General features: G+C 53.3%; 15 protein-coding genes. 3 read left to right on the top strand and 12 right to left on the bottom strand.

The window, feature by feature from the left end:
* Window positions 1-7 precede the first annotated feature (7 nt).
* The 8 genes from H3S97_RS06820 to H3S97_RS06785 form a co-directional block, all read right to left on the bottom strand.
* On the bottom strand, window positions 8-625 hold the full coding sequence (locus H3S97_RS06820) for a single-stranded DNA-binding protein (RefSeq protein ID WP_029677658.1): 618 nt from the start codon (window positions 623-625) through the stop codon (window positions 8-10).
* An 88-nt stretch (window positions 626-713) separates the two neighbouring features.
* Window positions 714-1,010 carry a 30S ribosomal protein S6 gene (rpsF, locus tag H3S97_RS06815; RefSeq protein ID WP_015021308.1) on the bottom strand — a complete coding sequence of 99 codons (297 nt, stop codon included), beginning with the start codon at window positions 1,008-1,010 and terminating at the stop codon, window positions 714-716.
* Window positions 1,011-1,149: 139 nt separating this feature from the next.
* On the bottom strand, window positions 1,150-2,181 hold the full coding sequence (rfbB, locus tag H3S97_RS06810) for a dTDP-glucose 4,6-dehydratase (RefSeq protein ID WP_198220122.1): 1,032 nt from the start codon (window positions 2,179-2,181) through the stop codon (window positions 1,150-1,152).
* 25 nt (window positions 2,182-2,206) lie between these two features.
* Entirely contained in the window at window positions 2,207-3,247 is a 1,041-nt protein-coding gene (locus H3S97_RS06805; protein WP_198220075.1) for a LicD family protein, read from the bottom strand.
* A 100-nt stretch (window positions 3,248-3,347) separates the two neighbouring features.
* A complete protein-coding gene (locus H3S97_RS06800) occupies window positions 3,348-4,478 on the bottom strand; it encodes an NAD-dependent epimerase/dehydratase family protein (RefSeq protein WP_198220074.1) in 1,131 nt (376 codons plus the stop codon).
* On the bottom strand, window positions 4,478-5,236 hold the full coding sequence (locus H3S97_RS06795) for an IspD/TarI family cytidylyltransferase (protein ID WP_198220073.1): 759 nt from the start codon (window positions 5,234-5,236) through the stop codon (window positions 4,478-4,480). The genes H3S97_RS06800 and H3S97_RS06795 overlap by 1 nt, the downstream gene beginning before the upstream one ends.
* A 38-nt stretch (window positions 5,237-5,274) precedes the next feature.
* The gene (locus H3S97_RS06790; protein WP_198183632.1) at window positions 5,275-6,552 is read right to left on the bottom strand and encodes an ABC transporter ATP-binding protein; all 1,278 of its coding nucleotides are present in this window, start codon (window positions 6,550-6,552) and stop codon (window positions 5,275-5,277) included.
* Window positions 6,552-7,391, bottom strand: coding sequence for an ABC transporter permease (locus tag H3S97_RS06785; protein WP_045934991.1), 840 nt, complete (start codon window positions 7,389-7,391; stop codon window positions 6,552-6,554). Before H3S97_RS06785 ends, H3S97_RS06790 begins: the two co-directional genes overlap by 1 nt.
* A 157-nt stretch (window positions 7,392-7,548) precedes the next feature.
* Between H3S97_RS06785 and H3S97_RS06780 the strand changes: the two genes are divergently transcribed.
* Window positions 7,549-8,142, top strand: coding sequence for an acyltransferase family protein (locus tag H3S97_RS06780; protein ID WP_198183630.1), 594 nt, complete (start codon window positions 7,549-7,551; stop codon window positions 8,140-8,142).
* A gap of 537 nt (window positions 8,143-8,679) precedes the next feature.
* Here the strand turns inward: H3S97_RS06780 and H3S97_RS06775 are convergent.
* From H3S97_RS06775 to H3S97_RS06765, 3 genes are read right to left on the bottom strand one after another with little or no spacing between them, the layout of a single operon-like run.
* Complete coding sequence (locus H3S97_RS06775) at window positions 8,680-10,722, bottom strand: DUF6020 family protein (RefSeq protein WP_198183627.1); 2,043 nt, start codon at window positions 10,720-10,722, stop codon at window positions 8,680-8,682.
* Window positions 10,723-10,740: 18 nt separating this feature from the next.
* Window positions 10,741-11,685 carry a glycosyltransferase family 2 protein gene (locus tag H3S97_RS06770; protein ID WP_198183625.1) on the bottom strand — a complete coding sequence of 315 codons (945 nt, stop codon included), beginning with the start codon at window positions 11,683-11,685 and terminating at the stop codon, window positions 10,741-10,743.
* A complete protein-coding gene (locus H3S97_RS06765; protein ID WP_198183623.1) occupies window positions 11,673-13,370 on the bottom strand; it encodes a glycosyltransferase in 1,698 nt (565 codons plus the stop codon). Before H3S97_RS06765 ends, H3S97_RS06770 begins: the two co-directional genes overlap by 13 nt.
* 118 nt (window positions 13,371-13,488) lie before the next feature.
* On the opposite strand from H3S97_RS06765, the gene H3S97_RS06760 reads away from it, so the two are divergent.
* Complete coding sequence (locus H3S97_RS06760) at window positions 13,489-14,466, top strand: glycosyltransferase family 2 protein (RefSeq protein ID WP_198183621.1); 978 nt, start codon at window positions 13,489-13,491, stop codon at window positions 14,464-14,466.
* 38 nt (window positions 14,467-14,504) lie between these two features.
* Here the strand turns inward: H3S97_RS06760 and H3S97_RS06755 are convergent, their stop codons facing one another.
* A complete protein-coding gene (locus H3S97_RS06755) occupies window positions 14,505-15,206 on the bottom strand; it encodes a metal-dependent transcriptional regulator (RefSeq protein WP_198183619.1) in 702 nt (233 codons plus the stop codon).
* A gap of 176 nt (window positions 15,207-15,382) precedes the next feature.
* Here H3S97_RS06755 and H3S97_RS06750 point away from each other — a divergent pair, with 176 nt between their 5' ends.
* Window positions 15,383-16,825, top strand: a complete 1,443-nt coding sequence (locus tag H3S97_RS06750) for an Nramp family divalent metal transporter (RefSeq protein ID WP_232342605.1) — start codon at window positions 15,383-15,385, stop codon at window positions 16,823-16,825.
* Window positions 16,826-17,146: the final 321 nt, after the last annotated feature.

Below are 17,146 nucleotides of genomic sequence, written 5' to 3'. Positions count from 1 at the left end.
TGAAACTTCAGAATTCGGGTTCGTCCCCGGAACCACCGAACTCACCGGTGGACCCGAAGGATCCGAAGGAATCGCCGGACCCGGTCGATGACCAGGGATCCTGAGCAGGGGCTTGCTGGCTCTGCGCTGGCTGCTGACGACCCATGGGGGCTGATGCCGCGCCGGCGCCGCCCTGGTAGGAAGCCCCGCCCTGGTATCCGCCGTTGTTGGAGCCGGCGAAACCACCACGGGATCCTCCGCCACCAGTGTTGGCATTCCTGGTGACCTGGGCGGTGTTCCGTGTCAGTGCGGGTCCAATCTCGTCCAGACGCAGCTCCACGACCGTGCGGTTGTTGCCCTCACGATCCTGATAGGAGCGCTGCACCAGACGACCCTGAGCGATAACCCTCATGCCCTTGGTCAGGCTAGCCTGAATGTTGGAGGCCATTGGACTGTAAGTGGAATCCCAGGCCGAGCAACGCATGAAGAGCGAATCGCCGTCCTCCCACTGCCCCGAGTTCCTGTTGAACTGCCTAGGCGTGGACGCGATGGTCAGGTTGGCCACCGTGCCTCCGTTGGAGGTCGTACGCACCTCCGGATCCGCAGTGAGATTACCCACCACGGTGATGTATGTATCTCCCGCCATGTCACGACCTTTCCTCGGAATGAGGACTTGGGAATGGGCCTGCTGGGGCGAATGTCAGCCGACGCTCCGACGTCCTTTTGCTGTTTGCTTACTTGTCATCCTTGCGAAGAATCTTGGTGCGGATGACGGACTCGTTCAGGTTGAGCACACGATCGAGCTCAGCGCTGGCGGAGGGCTCGCAGGTGTACTCGACCACCACGTAGTTGCCTTCCTTGTGCTTGTCGATCTCGTAGGCCAGCTTGCGACGGCCCCAGACATCGATGTTGTCGACAGAGCCGCCTTCCTTGGTGACCACCTCGAGATACTGGTCGGTCAACTTCTTCAGCGAGCGCTCATCCATGGCCGGATCGGCAATGAACATCAATTCATACTTATGCGCAGACATCACCCACCTCCTTTGGACTTACAGGTCACGGACCTTCCGTGACAGGAGGGTGTATTGCACGCCAATCGTGGCTGAACAATCCTCTGGCCACGACGGGAACCAGACTAGTTTACATCCAAGGGTGGTACAGCTACAAATATCAGTGTCCCTGCTCCCGATAGCGAGCCTCGACTGCCTGCTTATCACCTGCCCACCACCTGCGGTGACGGCGATACCAGTCGATTGTCTCTGCCAGACCCTGCTCGAAGTCTCGGTGCAGAGGCCGCCAACCGAGATCCCGTCGTATCTTTCCGGCATCGATGGCATATCTACGATCCCCTCCAGGCCGATCTGCAACCAAATCGAATTCGTCAGGCCCGCGCCCCATGAGGCGCAGGATCATCCTGAGCACCTCCATGTTGCTCAACTCGCCATCCGCACCGATGAGGTAGGTTGATCCAGGCGCTCCATGAACCAGGATGCTCCAAATAGCCCGGCAGTCATCCTCCACATGGATCCAATCCCGGACCGCACGTCCTTGGCCATAGATTCGTGGACGGATTCCGGACAGGATGTTGGTGATCTGCCGAGGAATGAATTTTTCAATGTGCTGGTAGGGACCGTAGTTGTTGGAGCAATTGGAGATGGTCACGCGGGTCCCATAGGTGCGCCACCAGGCACGCGCTAAATGATCCGCTCCTGCCTTGGTGGCCGAATACGGACTCGAGGGCCGGTAGGGGCTGGCCTCGGTGAAACGGTGCGGATCATCGAAGCCGAGATCGCCGAAAACCTCATCAGTAGACACCTGATGGAAGCGAAGGCCGTGGCGACGGGCCGCCTCCAGCAGAACATAGGTGCCATAGAGATTGGTCCTGATGAAGGGCGCTGGATCCTGGATGGAGTTGTCGTTGTGCGACTCAGCCGCAAAATGGACGATGGCATCGACATGAAACCGGCGAATGGCCTGTTCCACAGATTCCGCGTCGCAGATATCGGCATGGACCATATCGATCCGATCGGGAATAAGGCCATGGAGGTTATCGATCTTGGCTGCATAGGTGAGCAGATCGTAAACCACGATGTGCGTGTCGGGATGGTGGGCCAGCACATAACGCACAAAATTCGTGCCGATGAACCCGGCACCCCCCGTCACCATCAGGCATGAGGGCCCCGATGACTCATGGCCTTCCATGCTGCCCGAACGAAGCCCAGACGTCTCACTTCCGTTCTTCATCGCCAGGAGTCCGTTCCCAATCCTCCGAAAGCATCCTGCGCATGGCTCGTACCGATTCCGGCGAGGTAATGTACTCATCGGCGACATGCTCATGGGAATGCATGTCGCGCGGCAAAGCCATGTAGTCGCCATAGGCCTTACCCAGGTACTCGCGATAATTCCTGGGCACTGGAACAGAGATCCCACGGAAGGGCAAAGTCGTCGAACCGGTCCAGTCACCGGTCAAGTAGGGACCGGATGAGCGCACCTCGTCGATGTTTTCAATGCCCCTAATCAATCCTGCAGCGCCATCAGCTGTGGGCAGGATGGATACGCGAGTCGCCAGATCTGCCAGGTGTGCCTGCAGGTCGGATTCCAGGGCGGGTATCAGAGGATCTGCCCCGGAAATGTAAATATCCCGACTCCAAGCGGAGCTCGCGTATTGTTTGCGGATTTCCTGGACAAACTGTAAACGTTCCTGCGTGCAGATTTGCCAAGCATCTTCCGGATCGCCAGATACCCAATCCAGGGGGAAAAGATCAACAAAACAGGGGTTGGCCTCATCTATTGACCGGAATCTGATCTGCTTGCAAGGCACATACCAGTCCCAGACGACCGTGACACGGAAACGTCCATCCTCGTGCACGGCTTTTTCCAACCTGCTCAACTGTTCGCGAGTGATGTAGACGTCAATATCGTCATCCCAGGGGATGAAATCCTGCTGACGGAAGGCGCCCAGCACTGTGCCGCCGGTCCCCCAGTAGGAGATCTCATGATCCCGGCAAAACTGATCAAAGAGTTCGAACAGCCTGGCCTCCGCATCCTGGAAGAGCGCATGGATGCCTTCGGCCTTGGGCAACCCTCTAAAGAATCTGAGTTGAGCCTGCTCAGTCGTCTCGTTATCTCCCCGGAACAGCTGCCAGTACATGACGCTATTCGAATCATGGACATATTCCAAGGTTTCATTCAGCGCACGGCATTGCTTCTCCAGGCGATCGAGACTCTCCTGAGCCTTATCCAGGGCCTTCCGCTGATCATCAATCACCTGAAGGAGTTGGGCGTATCTGGCATCATCCTGCGCCCGGAAGTCCCGCAAAGACCGTGAGGAGATGGGCAGGCGCCCCTTGATGCCGGCGATCAGACGGCTATTCATTGTCCATGCCTTTCCCTGCGACATTGCCGGTCTGCCATGTTGACGGCCGCATGCCAAAATACCGGCCGGTGCGTTCCAGTCCTTGCGCCAGTCCGACCTCTGCCTCAAATCCCAGAGCCCGTATTTTGGAAGTATCAAGAATATTGTCCTCCGAAGGAGAGAAGCGCGCAAGCTCATCCTGATCAGGCTGTTCATACCGAACCAGACCGCCCGGACGTCCAAAAAGCCGAGTCAGTTTCCGGGCCACCCCGGCTATGGTGACTTCTTCCTTGCCCTTGGCGATGTTGTAAGTCGAATCCTGGCCGCGCAGCAGAAGCAGCATGATGCCATAGACCGCGTCTTTGATATAGCAGTAGCTACGTCGCTGCAGACCCGGGCTGTGCATTTCGATGTCCCTGCCCTCTTGAAGCATCCGCAGAAAAAGCGTAATGATCTTGGGATCGTCCAGCCGGTCACCCGGGCCATACAGGTAGGCCATACGTGCCACAGTCACAGGAAGGCCCAGCTGCAGACGTGCCCCTGCGCAAAGGTTTTCAGCAGCTAGCTTGCTGATTGGGTAGCAGTTGCGGACCACTGCCGGGTCAAAGCTTCCCCTGTCCCCCTCCTTGAGGATCCCCTCCTGGCTATGACCTCCATAGGCTTCAACGCTGGACAGATAAACCACTCGGAAGGGCTTGGTGTCCAGATCCGCCAGATATTGCAGAATCTGCTCAGTCCCAGCCACATTGGTCATCATGGTTCCCAGGGGATCGGATTGGTAGGCCACGGGGTCGGCATTGCTGGCGGCGTGGATGCAATACTCTATCGGACCTTCGTTTTGCAGCGAGAGGGGGGCACGAAGATCCTGTTCCACGACCTGCAGCCATGAGTCCTCCCAGTCGTCGCCCAAAACATCTCGCAGACGTTTCCGACTCCTGACCACAGCAAGAACATCGATATGCAGGCCATGGCGACGACGCAAAGCAGCTATCAGATGCAGAATGAAGGAACCCACAAAGCCTGTTCCGCCGGTAATCAGTATCCTGCAGCCATCCAGCTCCCGCCACAAGTCCAGATGGGCGTCGGCCAGACCATTCACATCCTGTTGCAGAATGTCTGCATCGACTCGTCCTCTCCCCGTCATCAGGACATTCCCTTGGCATCGAGATAGGCCTCGAAGAGCGCCACATCCTCGGGACTGGTGAGCTTGAAGTTGGAATTGTCACCGGCTACCGCATGAACCACATGACCAGTCTCGATCAGCAGCGTGCAGGTAGCTACCGAATCATGAATGCCCATCTCATCTGCCTGGCGATGGATTAGTGAAAGATCGCGCAGACGCAGGCTCTGTGGGGTCTGGGTTCGCATGACGTGAGAACGTTCAACCACCCTGCTGCTGGACTGGCCGTCATCGGTATGAAGCAAAGCCTCGGTTGCCGGCACTACAGTGACGGCATTGCCGTATTTCTCCACACCTGCGATGTTGGCGTTGATCACTTCTTCAGTCAACAAGGGGCGAACCCCGTCATGGATCAGAATGATGTCCTCAGGCGAATACTGTTTCTCAAGATAACGCAAACCACAACGTATGGATTCGAAACCGCTGGCACCTCCAGGTAAAACAGATCGGACCTTGGTCAGTCCACAATCTTTGACATATTGCTCAACAATCCCTGTCCACTCGGGCAGGGATACGACAATGATGTCCTCGACGGCCACTGCTCGTTGAAAAGCCTCCAGGGTATAGACCAGTACCGGCTTGTTCCGAACTACCAGAAACTGTTTGGGCACTGGTCCGCGCATACGGGCGCCAACCCCACCGGCCAGCACCAAGGCTACGACCCTGACGGTGGGCTTATCTGGGGAATCCATGCTCCTCTTTCCCCAACTCTCGTCACTCATGTTCCGATTCTATCGAAAGTGCCACAAGAGCGGAAAGGTTAGAGTGATTCCTCGCCCAAGAGACTGATCTGCAGCCCACGGTCGCTCAACAAAGCGTATTCCCTATTTCGCTTGTCTCTGATGGCAAAGACACAGGAGTTCTCGTCATTGGTGAAGGCAATCATTTTGGTGGGGGCATTTTTGTCCGCTTGCGCGGCATCCCGCACTCGCAGGGATACGACGAGACGAAATTCGCCATTGTTGAAAATGTTCAAGGGCACCGAACAATGCACCACCTGATGCCCACAGGCTTTTAGACGGATGGCATCGGAACCTGTGTCATAGGCTATGCCGCCGCGTCGAGTGTCGTGCATGGCGATGGCCATATAGAGATTGTCATACTCAGCGCAGTCGTATTCCACGTCAAAACGGAAAGTATCCGAGCTCTTGCAGACCGAGGATGATATCGGATAGGCGCGCAGGAGGGGTACCTGGGCGCTGAGACCGGTCGGATATTCGTCCCCTTGCTTCTTGCCATCGGATTGCTTGTCGGGGGCCTTGAGATTCTCCAAGGTGTACCGGTTGGCGACATCATCCTTGTCGCCATTAATCACCACATGGCCGTCCTTGATCAGAATCGCCCGGTCGCAGTACTTCTTCACGGCACCCATGTCATGGGTGACGAGGATGACCGTCTTGTTGGGATCCTTCTTGACCTCGGTGAAGTAATCATCGCACTTGCGTTGGAAGGCCTCATCGCCGACAGCCAGTACCTCGTCCAGGATCAGTATGTCGCCTTGGGCCTTGATGGCCACGGAAAAAGCCAGGCGCACCTGCATGCCGCTGGAGTAGTTCTTCAGCTTCTGATCCATGAACTCGCCCAGTTCAGCGAAGTCCACGATGTCATCGTACATGGCATCGACCTCGCTGCGGGTGAATCCCAGTAGGGCTCCGTTCAAGTAGACGTTCTCACGGCCTGTCAGCTCCGGGTTGAAGCCGACGCCCAATTCGATAAAAGGCACCAGCTTGCCCGTATAGGAGATGCGACCGCGTTCAGGATAGTAGATGCCCGAAATCAGCTTGAGCAGGGTTGATTTGCCGCTACCGTTGCGTCCAACGATGCCGAAAAAGTCACCCCGATGCACCTGGAAGGACACATCCTGCAGCACCTGCTGCTCCTTGTATCCCTTGATTCCTCGTGTCCAGTTGATAAAGGCCTGCTTGAGTCCTGTGGCTTGTTCGGTAGGCAGACGAAAGACCTTATCCACATGCTCCACAGACAGGACCACGGGCCGATCGTCTTTTTTCTGACGGATTGGTTCCCCAGCCTTGCTCATCACATCACCTCGGCGAATTTGTGATTGTACTTGCGGAATACGCATACACCCAGCACCACCATGATCACAGTGAGCAGGATAGGGATCATGGTCACGAAGGGATTGCTGATCTGATTCCATACCGTGGGGGTGGTTTCCGGAGCGATGAATGAATGCCGGATATCCTGGATGGACTGCGCTATAGGGTTGAGCAGAAGCAGCTTGGCAACGACGGGACCCCACCAATGATGGATTCCCGATACCGCCGTCAGAGGATAGATGACAGGGATGGAATAGAAAATCACCTGCTGCAACACATCCCAGATATGCGAGACGTCACGGAAGTAGACGTACATGGTAGCCATGATCAGCGTGAAGCCCAAGGCCAGAATATACAGCTGGAATACGCTGATGGGCAGCAACAGGACTCTCCAAGTGAAATGCACCCGGCAGAAGATGGCAAAGATGAGAACCACGATCAGGTTGATACCGTAGCTGATCAGCGCCCCCATGGTAGCAGATACAACCACGATGTAATTGGGGAAATGCACCTTACGCAGGAGGTCGCCACGATCCACAATGGAACGCAGGCCTATGGAAGTTGACTCGTTGAAGAACTGCCAGGAGCTTATGCCCAAAAGCAACACGACGGGATAGGTCGGCGTGCCATCGGTCATCCTGAGGAATTTGGCGAAAACCAGATACATAACCACGAAGAGCATCAGCGGCTGCAGAACGGACCAGGCAACCCCAAGGAAGGATCCCTGATACCTGAGCTTGAAATCGGTCTTGACAAGCTCACGCAGGATAACCAATGAATAGTGGTATCGCTGGCGTAATCTATCTACGATGCTTCTCACAAGCGTACAGACTACCAAACAGCCGTGAAAGATATCCTTCCATCTCTGCATTCTCACAAATAACAACGGGTTGTTGATACTTTACAGCCACTGCTTCAGGTAGGCCCAGGCATTGTCCTTTGACGTATTCATGTCATCTCGATGGGAGATCAGAGTGATGTCTCAACCGGAGAAGGCAACAGGCCAATCAGCTCGCAGCCTCAATATCGAACTCCTACGCATATTGGCAATGCTGATGGTCGTCTATTGTCATATGATCATCCACGTTGATTTCACTAACGGGGTCTCGCGCATCGTATTGCCCATGTACCCAGGCTGGAAATCTGCGATCAGCTTCACTATTGTGCAATACGGCCAGGTTGGCGTTTCAATCTTCTTTATGATCTCAGGATACTTCCTCGTTAAGAAACAGTTTTCGTGGAGACGAATTTTCTCGACCTGGTTCCAGATGTTTCTCTATGCAGTTTTATGCTTAGTGATTGCAATTGTTGCCAAGCAATTCCGACCTCTGCCGTTCGGCACCAACGAGCTGCTATCTGGTTCCCAGACCCTGGATACAGTCCTCTGGAGTTTGTGCCCATTTTTGTACAACAGCTACTGGTTCATAGATGCGTACATTCTCATGCTGCTTCTTAGCCTATTTATCAATACTGTATATGCGCACATGTCCCAGAAGCAGATTCTTGCGCTGATCGCTCTTCTTATGTTCATCGGTACCTGGCCCTTATTTTTCGGCAGAGCAAATCATTGAAACAACATAGCATATGCCATTCTCGGATATATCATCGGCGCTTGTATCCGGACCTACCACGATTCATTGCAGGGCATATCAAATGGTGCGCTGGCCATCTGCACAGTCTGATGCACAGCACTCATGCTGGGGTTCAATCATTCTGTCTTGTCAGAATCCTACTGGGCACAGAGACTGACATGGACGGCACAAATCCATCAAGGCCTGCAAATACTGCCTATATGCATTGCTTTTTGCCTTTTCGTGGCAGTTTGTCGGCTACCACAGCTCCACCTCCCACACATATGGAGCAATTTCCTACTGCAGGTATCAGCAGGGACCTTCGGCGTCTACCTCCTGCATGAGAACACATTCGGTTTCCGATTCATCTGGGGCACTGTCGCTTCGTGGCTACCAAGCATATCCAGCAAGACTGGTTTCGTTTTAACTTATATAGTTACTGGACTACTCATCTTTGCATTTCTTGACATAATTGCTATGCTGATCGACCGATGGCTTATCTATCCGTTGCGTAATCTCATCATTAGTAAAGTTGAGCTATTCCAATGAACGACTAGATAAGCTAAATTCAGCGTGCTTCGCAGGGGTCGTTTGGCTACATTTTCCCTTGTTGCTATTGACTATGACGAACGGTATAGCGATTGTCAATACAAAACAGAAAAGAAAGCTAAGTGTATACCGAACCTGGTGAGTGGGTACAAACAATAGGCTGCACCAATTGACAAAGGTCGGAATCAAATAATATAGGTTTCTATAACGCTTAACCGCTACCGTAAGTCCAAGTGCAAGCAAAGGTACCCAAAGCACATACAAAGCCTCGGCGCCCAGGAAAGAGAACGGCGGAATTTTATTCAGTGCATTCTTCAAGGGGACCGCAATCTTTTCCTGAGTGTAACTAGGTTTGCATTCAGGATAACCTCTAAATATTTTTAATCCTCCTGCTTCCCACCAGCCGCAACGCACAGGTCCAGTGCGGTAGTACGTTTCACCATAGAAGAACGGTTCCAACAAGTATGGCGCTGCAGTAATATAATCCTTTGGATAACGGAAAAATAGTCGAATCCATGTCTTAACAAATTTTAATCTGTCTTTTGAGCTCGAGTCAACCTTATATCCATAATGCTTAGCATTATCAGCCGAGCTGGCCTTCCAATTTGGTTTTATACGGTCAATATCCAGAACTTTGTCTATTGCCTTCAGATCCGACTTGGTTAATTCATCTCGATGCAATATTGCCACTTTTGACAGCTGTTGTATAGGAACAGAAAGTGCCTCCTGAGGCCCTCCAGGTGCTATATCAAGTGCAGGAAGAACAGCCACTGGCACAAGTACAATCACCAAAGCAGCTGGAATCAACACAGAAATCAATAAAGCAACAATCCGCTTTCTAAGGAAAATCAACAACAAGAGAAGCGATAAGGTCGTAATGTATATGCTGGTTTTTTTCGTGAGTCCGGAAAGCACACCAAGAATGATGAGACACGTCACCAGTTTCCAACCAACAGCGCAGCCCTTATTACACCGGTATATAACTTCGAAAAAGGCCACCATCCATAGCAGAAAGATTGGAACCCATGTGGAGTCTTTCAGTACGGTACTTGTATTCATAGGAAAGACCGGCAACGCTGCTGCTAAGCACCAGCATGCACTAATATAGGGGTCAGTAAAACTCGTCCGCTTCCTGACCCAAATTAACGATGCCACAATAGAAAATGCAGCAACACAACTTTGTAATATTATGAGAATTTGAAATCCTAGGATCTCATTTCCAAGCAAAAGTCCTAGTTTATCAAATATTGCGTATAGGTACCCATCTACAAATGGATGGTGATCTTGCCCTACGAATCCTGGCAACTCGACCATCGTCATAGGATCCCAGACATGGCCGGTACGGAATTGAACTAACTGCAATACAGTATCGATATCAATAATCGCAGGTCCTTGAATTATCAGCATGGGCATCCAGCAAAGGACCATAGCCATAGTCGCCAAAGCCGTATGACCAAATGAGCCATCAAAAAGCTGTGCCCATTTTTCCAAGATACCATGACGCTTCAGAGAAGAATCGGTCTTTGTGTTCGTGCGACCATACTCATTAATGTTGGTTGTTTTCTCCATCAACCAGCAGATTCCTACAGTGAGCGCGAGACTAATTATCGATAATTGAATAATAAATACTGCCCAAAAGATTGGCTCATGCCACCTCGGGACCCCACCCACATAATTTGGGTAGCTGTCGATAGACGCATTAGAATTTTTCATCAAGCGAGGTATAACGATTGAAAGTGCCATAAAGAAAGCAACAATCGCTGAAATTACTCGACTCGGCGTTCTAGCATCTTCAAATTTAGGATAAAGCCTGTAGAATAATACTCCAACTCCCAAAGCAAGGATTGCAGAACCCACCGGACCGACCTGAGCAATGGAATCCAAACCCTTGTCTGCCAAGTTGGAGAAATTATCAAATACTCCAGAATCTAGGTTTCTGAATAATAAAGATTGGGCACCAAGGATCCCGACGAGCGCTGACAGAAAATAGCGCGATTTGTCTACAGATGATTGCTTTTTTCTTTTAGCCATTCAGCACCTCACAACCACTTATAGTTGCGGATAATCGATTGATGGGTTAAATCTCATAGCTTCAATCATCTTGCAGTACATCTGCCGACGCAGTTTCTTATCGACTCCACCGGACCGCATGGCATACCAAACCTGGGCGCAAAAAAGCAGATAATGAGCCAGGCTCTTATGATGCAATCTATAGGATCCCTGATTGCGGATGCCGTAGGCGAACTTCCAGGCATTCTTCTCGTTTATCATCGAGAAATTAACCCCCTTATTCTCACCCATATCGTGCACAACTACGCTATCGAGAACCTGGACTCCGGGACAGTCTCCGGAAATTCGAAGAGTGTACTCGGCATCGTCAAACCAGATGAAGTACTCCTTGTATGGCAGACCATATGCTTCCATGACCCAGCGTGGAATGAGTACAGACACGAAAGATGCCTGATTAATCAGCACCAGATCCCTGAGCCCCATGGCCCGCAACCTGCCCCAATCCCAGGTAGGCACAGGATTGTTCATTTCTGAAATGGTTCCGTCGATGTACTTGATCAGAGAGCATGCAAAGGGAATATCAGGACTCAGGGCCTTGGTGGCTTGCTCATAACCTCCGATCAATTTTTCCAAGGCATCCGGCTTAGGATATCCGTCATCATCAAAGATCCACACGTAGTCAACGCCCATTCGGTAGCCCTCGCGCATGCCAGCAGAGAAGCCGCCGGCTCCGCCGACATTCTTGGGCAGGGTCACAATGCGAAGCTCCACCTTCCCTTCCAAGGGGAATACGCCCTTATATTCATGCAGGTAATCCGCAGTCCCATCAGTCGAAGCGTTGTCGACGATGATCAGAGCCTCGGGCAGAAAGGTCTGAGACTCCAGGGAGGCCAGAACCTTCTTCAGCTTTTCCAGACGGTTGAAGGTGACAACGACAGCGGCCACATTCCTCCGGTTATCTACAGCATTCATCACTGCGCCCATTCTCCCAACATCCGGGTGAAGAAGGAGTCGGCCGATTCCTTCCTTGAAAACTCTTGAAGCCGTTCCAGCTCCACGGTCCACAACCGCCTGCGATCCTCTTCATGACCATCCATCCTCAGCAAGGAACGGACCGATTGGCGGACCAGCCCCAGCGATTCTCGAGGCAGCAGCCCCTGGGCAGGAACCAGCGTCGATTGGGAACCGACATCAGCGCTCAACACCGGCATGCCCCGACTGATAGCCTCGATGGTCGTAAGAGTGATGCCCTCATTGATCGAGGTAATCAACAGAGCGTCCGCCCAATCATATGTTGCAGAAACCGGCTGAGAGACATCACGACGTTCCACTACATGACCCAAGCCATATTTCGCAAGGAGTTTGCGTACCTCCAAGTCCATATCGCCGCTGCCATGCATGATAAAGCGAAAACGACCCGGGAAACGACGCTCCATCTCCTTGGCGACATTGATAAATGCCTCCGGGCGCTTCTGCCTGGTCATCCTTCCTACAAAGGCGACATGGAACACATCCTGCTGTACCCGGTCCTTGTACTGTGGATTCATCTGATTGGCAGTCAGACCAACCAAGGGCGCCATAACCACCTTTTTTGCCGCTATGCCATGACGATTTACCAGCCAATCCTGCAGTTGGGGTGAAATGACATGGTGTAGATCGATGTAAGGGTCACGGCTCACGCTCTGGTTGGGATAGCCACCACGGTCGTGGTATTCAAGAATGTGCAGGGAGTCGATAATGAACGTATGCGGGTAATATCGCTTGATCCACCAGAGCCGGTCGTACATCCACTGATTGTGATGAATCATGACACCACGAATGTTGTACTGCTCAAATAGAGCCCTGAGCAGGGGCACGTCGCCGATGCCCTCCTGCGCAGGAAAGGTCAGATTGATGACGAGGGCATCATCCAAGTCCTTGCTGACAATCCATGGCTGATGACTGTCATTGTTGGTGATGACGATGGGCAATAGCCCCGCTTTTCGAGCCAGAGCGACTGTTTCCATGGCCCAACGCTCGGCTCCCCCGGGCTGCAGCCAATGCATGGCAATAATGACAGCTTTGGAAGCCGAAGAGTCCGGTTGCTCAGGTTCGATTGAACTGCCTGGATGATGCACAGCCCCACGAGCGAACAGGTCGCTGGTCGAATCGGGACGATAAGTCTCAATAGCCTGGTATCCCGCTTTCTCGCGCTTACGCCTGAGCAATTCACGTACTTGATCGAACAGAAGTGGAAAATGCAGCTCACAGTAGTTATAAATTTGGTTGCGCATAGGTAACCGAGAAGACAGACTCCTGGCCTTAACCGTCATGTCAGTGGCATCATCTGGTGTTAATAACACATAGCGTTCATTCCAGTCGACCAGCTGATGATGCAGGTCGAAATAGTGAGGCGTAAAAGCAGTCTTAGATTTAGATACAGACCGGGCTTTGAATTCGATCACAGGTTTAAGTCCGGCACCCTTGGTTAGAGAACCATTGAGAGTCGAGGTATCCGTCAAGCGGGGATACTGCCAGTCTTCACCCATATAGATCTTGTAGAGCAGTTCTCGACCAGGCTGCATCAACGAATGATAGTTGACAGTTGAAATAACCAATCGGCGTTGCCGTTCGCTCAAGCCACCAAGTTGCTTCCAGGCATCAGATCCAGTTTCAAATAGCTGCTGCATGAGGTCTATGCTAACCTGAGCGCGGTACGTGAATTGGGCATATCTCTGCTATTGCCCGCAAATTTCATAATCCTATATCGACCTCAATCTGAGAATCCCTATATGTATAGTGTTAATCATGAAGCCTGCCTTGGAAGAAGCCACCATTGCCGTTCTCCTGCCCTGCTATAACGAGGAGCAGACGATAGGAAAAGTCGTTGACGATTTCCATAAAGCACTCCCAACGGCGACCATTTACGTTTATGACAATAACTCTACAGATAAAACAGCTTCCATAGCACAATCCAAGGGTGCAGTAGTCCGACCGGAACCGCGCCAAGGTAAGGGCAACGTCATACGAGCTATGTTCGAAGATATTGATGCCGACGTATATGTCATGGCCGATGGCGACGACACCTATCCAGCGGAAAGTGCTCCCGCCATGGTCGACAAAATCCTCGAGGGCTATGACATGGTGATAGGCGACAGACTGAGCTCCACCTACTTCCAAGAAAACAAAAGACCCTTCCACAACGTCGGTAACAGATTGGTTCGCTCGGCAATCAACGGCATCTTCCATGCGCAAATCAAGGATATTATGACGGGATACCGAGCTTTTTCGTTTACCTATGTTAAATGCTACCCGATCCTGTCCCATGGATTCGAAGTGGAAACAGAAATGACCATACACAGCCTGGACAGGAATCTACGGCTGTACGAAATGCCCGTTCAGTACCGCGATCGCCCTAAGGGCTCCCACAGCAAACTCAACACTGTGGGCGATGGGATTCGCGTACTTTCCACCATTTTTAGAATGATCAGGGAGTACAAACCTCTACCCTTCTTTGGAGGATGCGGACTGCTGATAGACCTGGTCGGTTTCGGTTTTCTCTTGTCGGTAATGATTGAGTTCTGGCACACCGGATCGGTCCCGCGTATTCCTACCCTTATCGGATCAGTCTTGTTGATCCTTGTCGGTCTGTTATCCATCATCGCCGGTATCGTTCTCGATGTTCTAGCGAAAAACGACAGAAGAGCCTACATTCATACTTCAAACTTATTTGCGTATCTTCACCGCCATCAGCGAGAGCACGAGACCAACCGCAGTGAACACTAATGCGATTCAATACGACAAATCGCCGAATAGCTTTCTGATCAGATAAAACTGACCTGAATCAGTGCCGCCTGTTCTTTAGACAGCACAAGAATGTCGCCCGAATCCGAGCCGGATCTGGATTGCATTTCCGTCGGGCTTACGGCTAATTCATCATCAGTCTGCTTACTTTTCACCCGCACCAGACTGCCAGGTCCTATGTGGTAACTGCTGAGTACACGAAGTATTTGTGAATCCTCGTCGCTGACTCGTTGCACCCTTACCGTCGTCCCTGCAGATACTTCCGAAAGAGGCCTTATGGTTGTAGGTATTGGCGGAAGGTCCCCCTCGGGTGAGGGTATGGCATCTCCATGCGGATCAGCTGTGGGGTGCCCCAGATACTCGTCGATGCGATCCACCATCTTGTCGGAGACGGCGTGCTCAAGGCTGTCCGCCTCCTCATGCACCTCATCCCAACCGTAACCGAGGACCTGCACCAGGAAGGTCTCCAGCAGCCTGTGGCGCCGGACCATGGTCACCGCGTAGCGACGACCGGTTTCAGTCAGCTCGACCTTGCCGTAAGGCCTGTGGGTGACCAGACCGGCATCGACCAGACGGCCCAGTGCACCCGAGACCGTCGACTGTTTCATACCCGTCCTGTCGGCCACCGCAGTGGGCTGGACAGGGCCCTTGTCCCATTCCTGAAGATCCCAGATGACCTTGAGATAATCCTGGGCGCTGGAGGACAGTTCGGCAATTCCCATGTTCCACAGTCTATAGCACAGCTCCACGGCACGACCCGCGAGCAACCCCTGCAGGCATATTTTGAGATTGTCGCAGATCACCTCTGGTATTCTTCATCGAGCGCCACTAGACTTCGAAGGGTCGAAGTCTATAGCCAGCCCCACGACCGCCACGGTCCAGAATCAAGGAAGGTGACATGCCGAACACTCAGACCCGACCCACCCCAGGGTCCACCAGTCCAGCCGGATCCGAAGTCAGGACTCCGCCGTCCAGTCGGCAGCACCAATCCCATCCCATCATTGAGACGGCCAATGGGCGCTCCCTGGAGGAGATCAACGCCACGGTCTCCGTACCCAACTCAACCTCCTCCTTCTGGAAGAACCTGGCAGCCTTCTCCGGCCCGGGCGCTCTGGTGGCAGTCGGTTACATGGACCCGGGCAACTGGATCACCTCCATCGGCGGCGGCGCCCAGTATGGCTACCTGCTCATGAGCGTCATCCTCATCTCCAGCCTGATCGCCATGATGCTGCAGTACATGTCGGCCAAGCTGGGAATCGTGACCGGTCTGGACCTCGCCCAGGCTACACGCCAGCACACCAGCCGCCGGCTCAGCTTCGCCCTCTGGATCTGCACGGAGCTGGCTGTGATGGCCACCGACATCGCCGAGGTGATCGGCGGAGCGATCGCCCTGAAGCTGCTCTTCGGCATTCCACTGATCCTGGGCGTGACGCTGACCGTGCTGGACGTGCTCATCCTCCTGCTGCTGACCAAGATCGGCTTCCGACGCATCGAGGCCATCGTGGCCACCCTGATTCTGGTCATCATGGCGGTATTCCTCTACGAGGTCTTCCTTGCCAGGCCCGACATGCCCGCGGTCTTCCGCGGCTTCATCCCTGACAAGGCCATCCTGGGCAACGGCCAGCTGACCATGGCTCTGGGCATCGTGGGCGCCACGGTCATGCCTCATAACCTCTATCTGCACTCATCCATCGTCCAGACCCGCGACTTCGACCGGAGCGACGACCGTCAGGTTGCCAACGCTGTCCGCTTCGCCACCTGGGATTCCAACATCCAGCTGTCCGCCGCCTTCGTGGTCAACTGCCTGCTGCTGATGCTGGGTGCGGCCATGTTCTTCGGACACGGCGAAGGGCTGGATACCTTCACCGCCCTCTACAACGCCCTTGGCGACAAGACCATCGCCGGTCCGGTCGCCTCCGGTCTGCTCTCCACCCTCTTCGCCGTAGCCCTGCTGGCCTCGGGCCAGAACTCGACCATCACCGGCACTCTGACTGGACAGATCGTCATGGAGGGCTTCATCCGCATGAGGATTCCTCTCTGGCTGCGCAGGCTGGTCACCCGTGTGATCTCCATCATCCCCGTGCTGATCTGCACCATCGCCTTCGGCGGCAAGGAGTCCGCCCTGGATAGTCTGCTGGTCTACTCCCAGGTCTTCCTGTGCGTGGCCCTGCCCATATCCATGATCCCCCTGGTCTGGTTCACCTCCTCCAAGAAGATCATGGGCAAGTACGCCAACCCTCGATGGATGGCCTTCCTGGCCTGGATTGTGGTGGCGGTCCTGACGGGGCTCAACCTCCAGCTGGTCATCCAGGATGTGGGAGAACTTATACAGCTGCTCTGAGCACAGGTGCTCTGATGAGAGCCGCCGCCATTTGCCGATTGAATAAGGCAGTGCCGGCGGCTCTCTTGTAATTCCGCCCGCAACAGACACGTCACTCTTCGTCGTCATGAGCATCTTGCTCGATTAGTGACATATCTGACTCTCGCTCAGCGCGCATATCCACCAACTCAATCCCCAGTCAGATACGGTGGAGAATAGCAGGATTTTATCAAGAGTCCTGCCATCAGCGACCGGACAGTCGACCAGGAGCTGGGTCGCAGACCTGGCTCGCATGGGACCGTCAATCGCGAAAATCATAGGTGTCAGAGGAATCGAGCAGAC

The organism is Bifidobacterium choladohabitans, from assembly GCF_016102005.1.
Lineage (GTDB): Bacteria > Actinomycetota > Actinomycetes > Actinomycetales > Bifidobacteriaceae > Bombiscardovia > Bombiscardovia choladohabitans.
This window is presented reverse-complemented; position numbering and strand designations above follow the sequence as displayed.

What these genes read in the sequence shown, in the direction of transcription:
- H3S97_RS06765 (WP_198183623.1), bottom strand. Translation starts at nt 13,370, where the DNA reads ATGCAGCAGCTATTTGAAACTGGATCTGATGCCTGGAAGCAACTTGGT.
- H3S97_RS06755 (WP_198183619.1), bottom strand. Translation starts at nt 15,206, where the DNA reads ATGGGAATTGCCGAACTGTCCTCCAGCGCCCAGGATTATCTCAAGGTC.
- H3S97_RS06820 (WP_029677658.1), bottom strand. Translation starts at nt 625, where the DNA reads ATGGCGGGAGATACATACATCACCGTGGTGGGTAATCTCACTGCGGAT.
- rpsF (WP_015021308.1), bottom strand. Translation starts at nt 1,010, where the DNA reads ATGTCTGCGCATAAGTATGAATTGATGTTCATTGCCGATCCGGCCATG.
- rfbB (WP_198220122.1), bottom strand. Translation starts at nt 2,181, where the DNA reads ATGGAAGGCCATGAGTCATCGGGGCCCTCATGCCTGATGGTGACGGGG.
- H3S97_RS06775 (WP_198183627.1), bottom strand. Translation starts at nt 10,722, where the DNA reads ATGGCTAAAAGAAAAAAGCAATCATCTGTAGACAAATCGCGCTATTTT.
- H3S97_RS06770 (WP_198183625.1), bottom strand. Translation starts at nt 11,685, where the DNA reads ATGGGCGCAGTGATGAATGCTGTAGATAACCGGAGGAATGTGGCCGCT.
- H3S97_RS06795 (WP_198220073.1), bottom strand. Translation starts at nt 5,236, where the DNA reads ATGAGTGACGAGAGTTGGGGAAAGAGGAGCATGGATTCCCCAGATAAG.
- H3S97_RS06780 (WP_198183630.1), top strand. Translation starts at nt 7,549, where the DNA reads ATGTCTCAACCGGAGAAGGCAACAGGCCAATCAGCTCGCAGCCTCAAT.
- H3S97_RS06750 (WP_232342605.1), top strand. Translation starts at nt 15,383, where the DNA reads ATGCCGAACACTCAGACCCGACCCACCCCAGGGTCCACCAGTCCAGCC.
- H3S97_RS06800 (WP_198220074.1), bottom strand. Translation starts at nt 4,478, where the DNA reads ATGACGGGGAGAGGACGAGTCGATGCAGACATTCTGCAACAGGATGTG.
- H3S97_RS06760 (WP_198183621.1), top strand. Translation starts at nt 13,489, where the DNA reads ATGAAGCCTGCCTTGGAAGAAGCCACCATTGCCGTTCTCCTGCCCTGC.
- H3S97_RS06790 (WP_198183632.1), bottom strand. Translation starts at nt 6,552, where the DNA reads ATGAGCAAGGCTGGGGAACCAATCCGTCAGAAAAAAGACGATCGGCCC.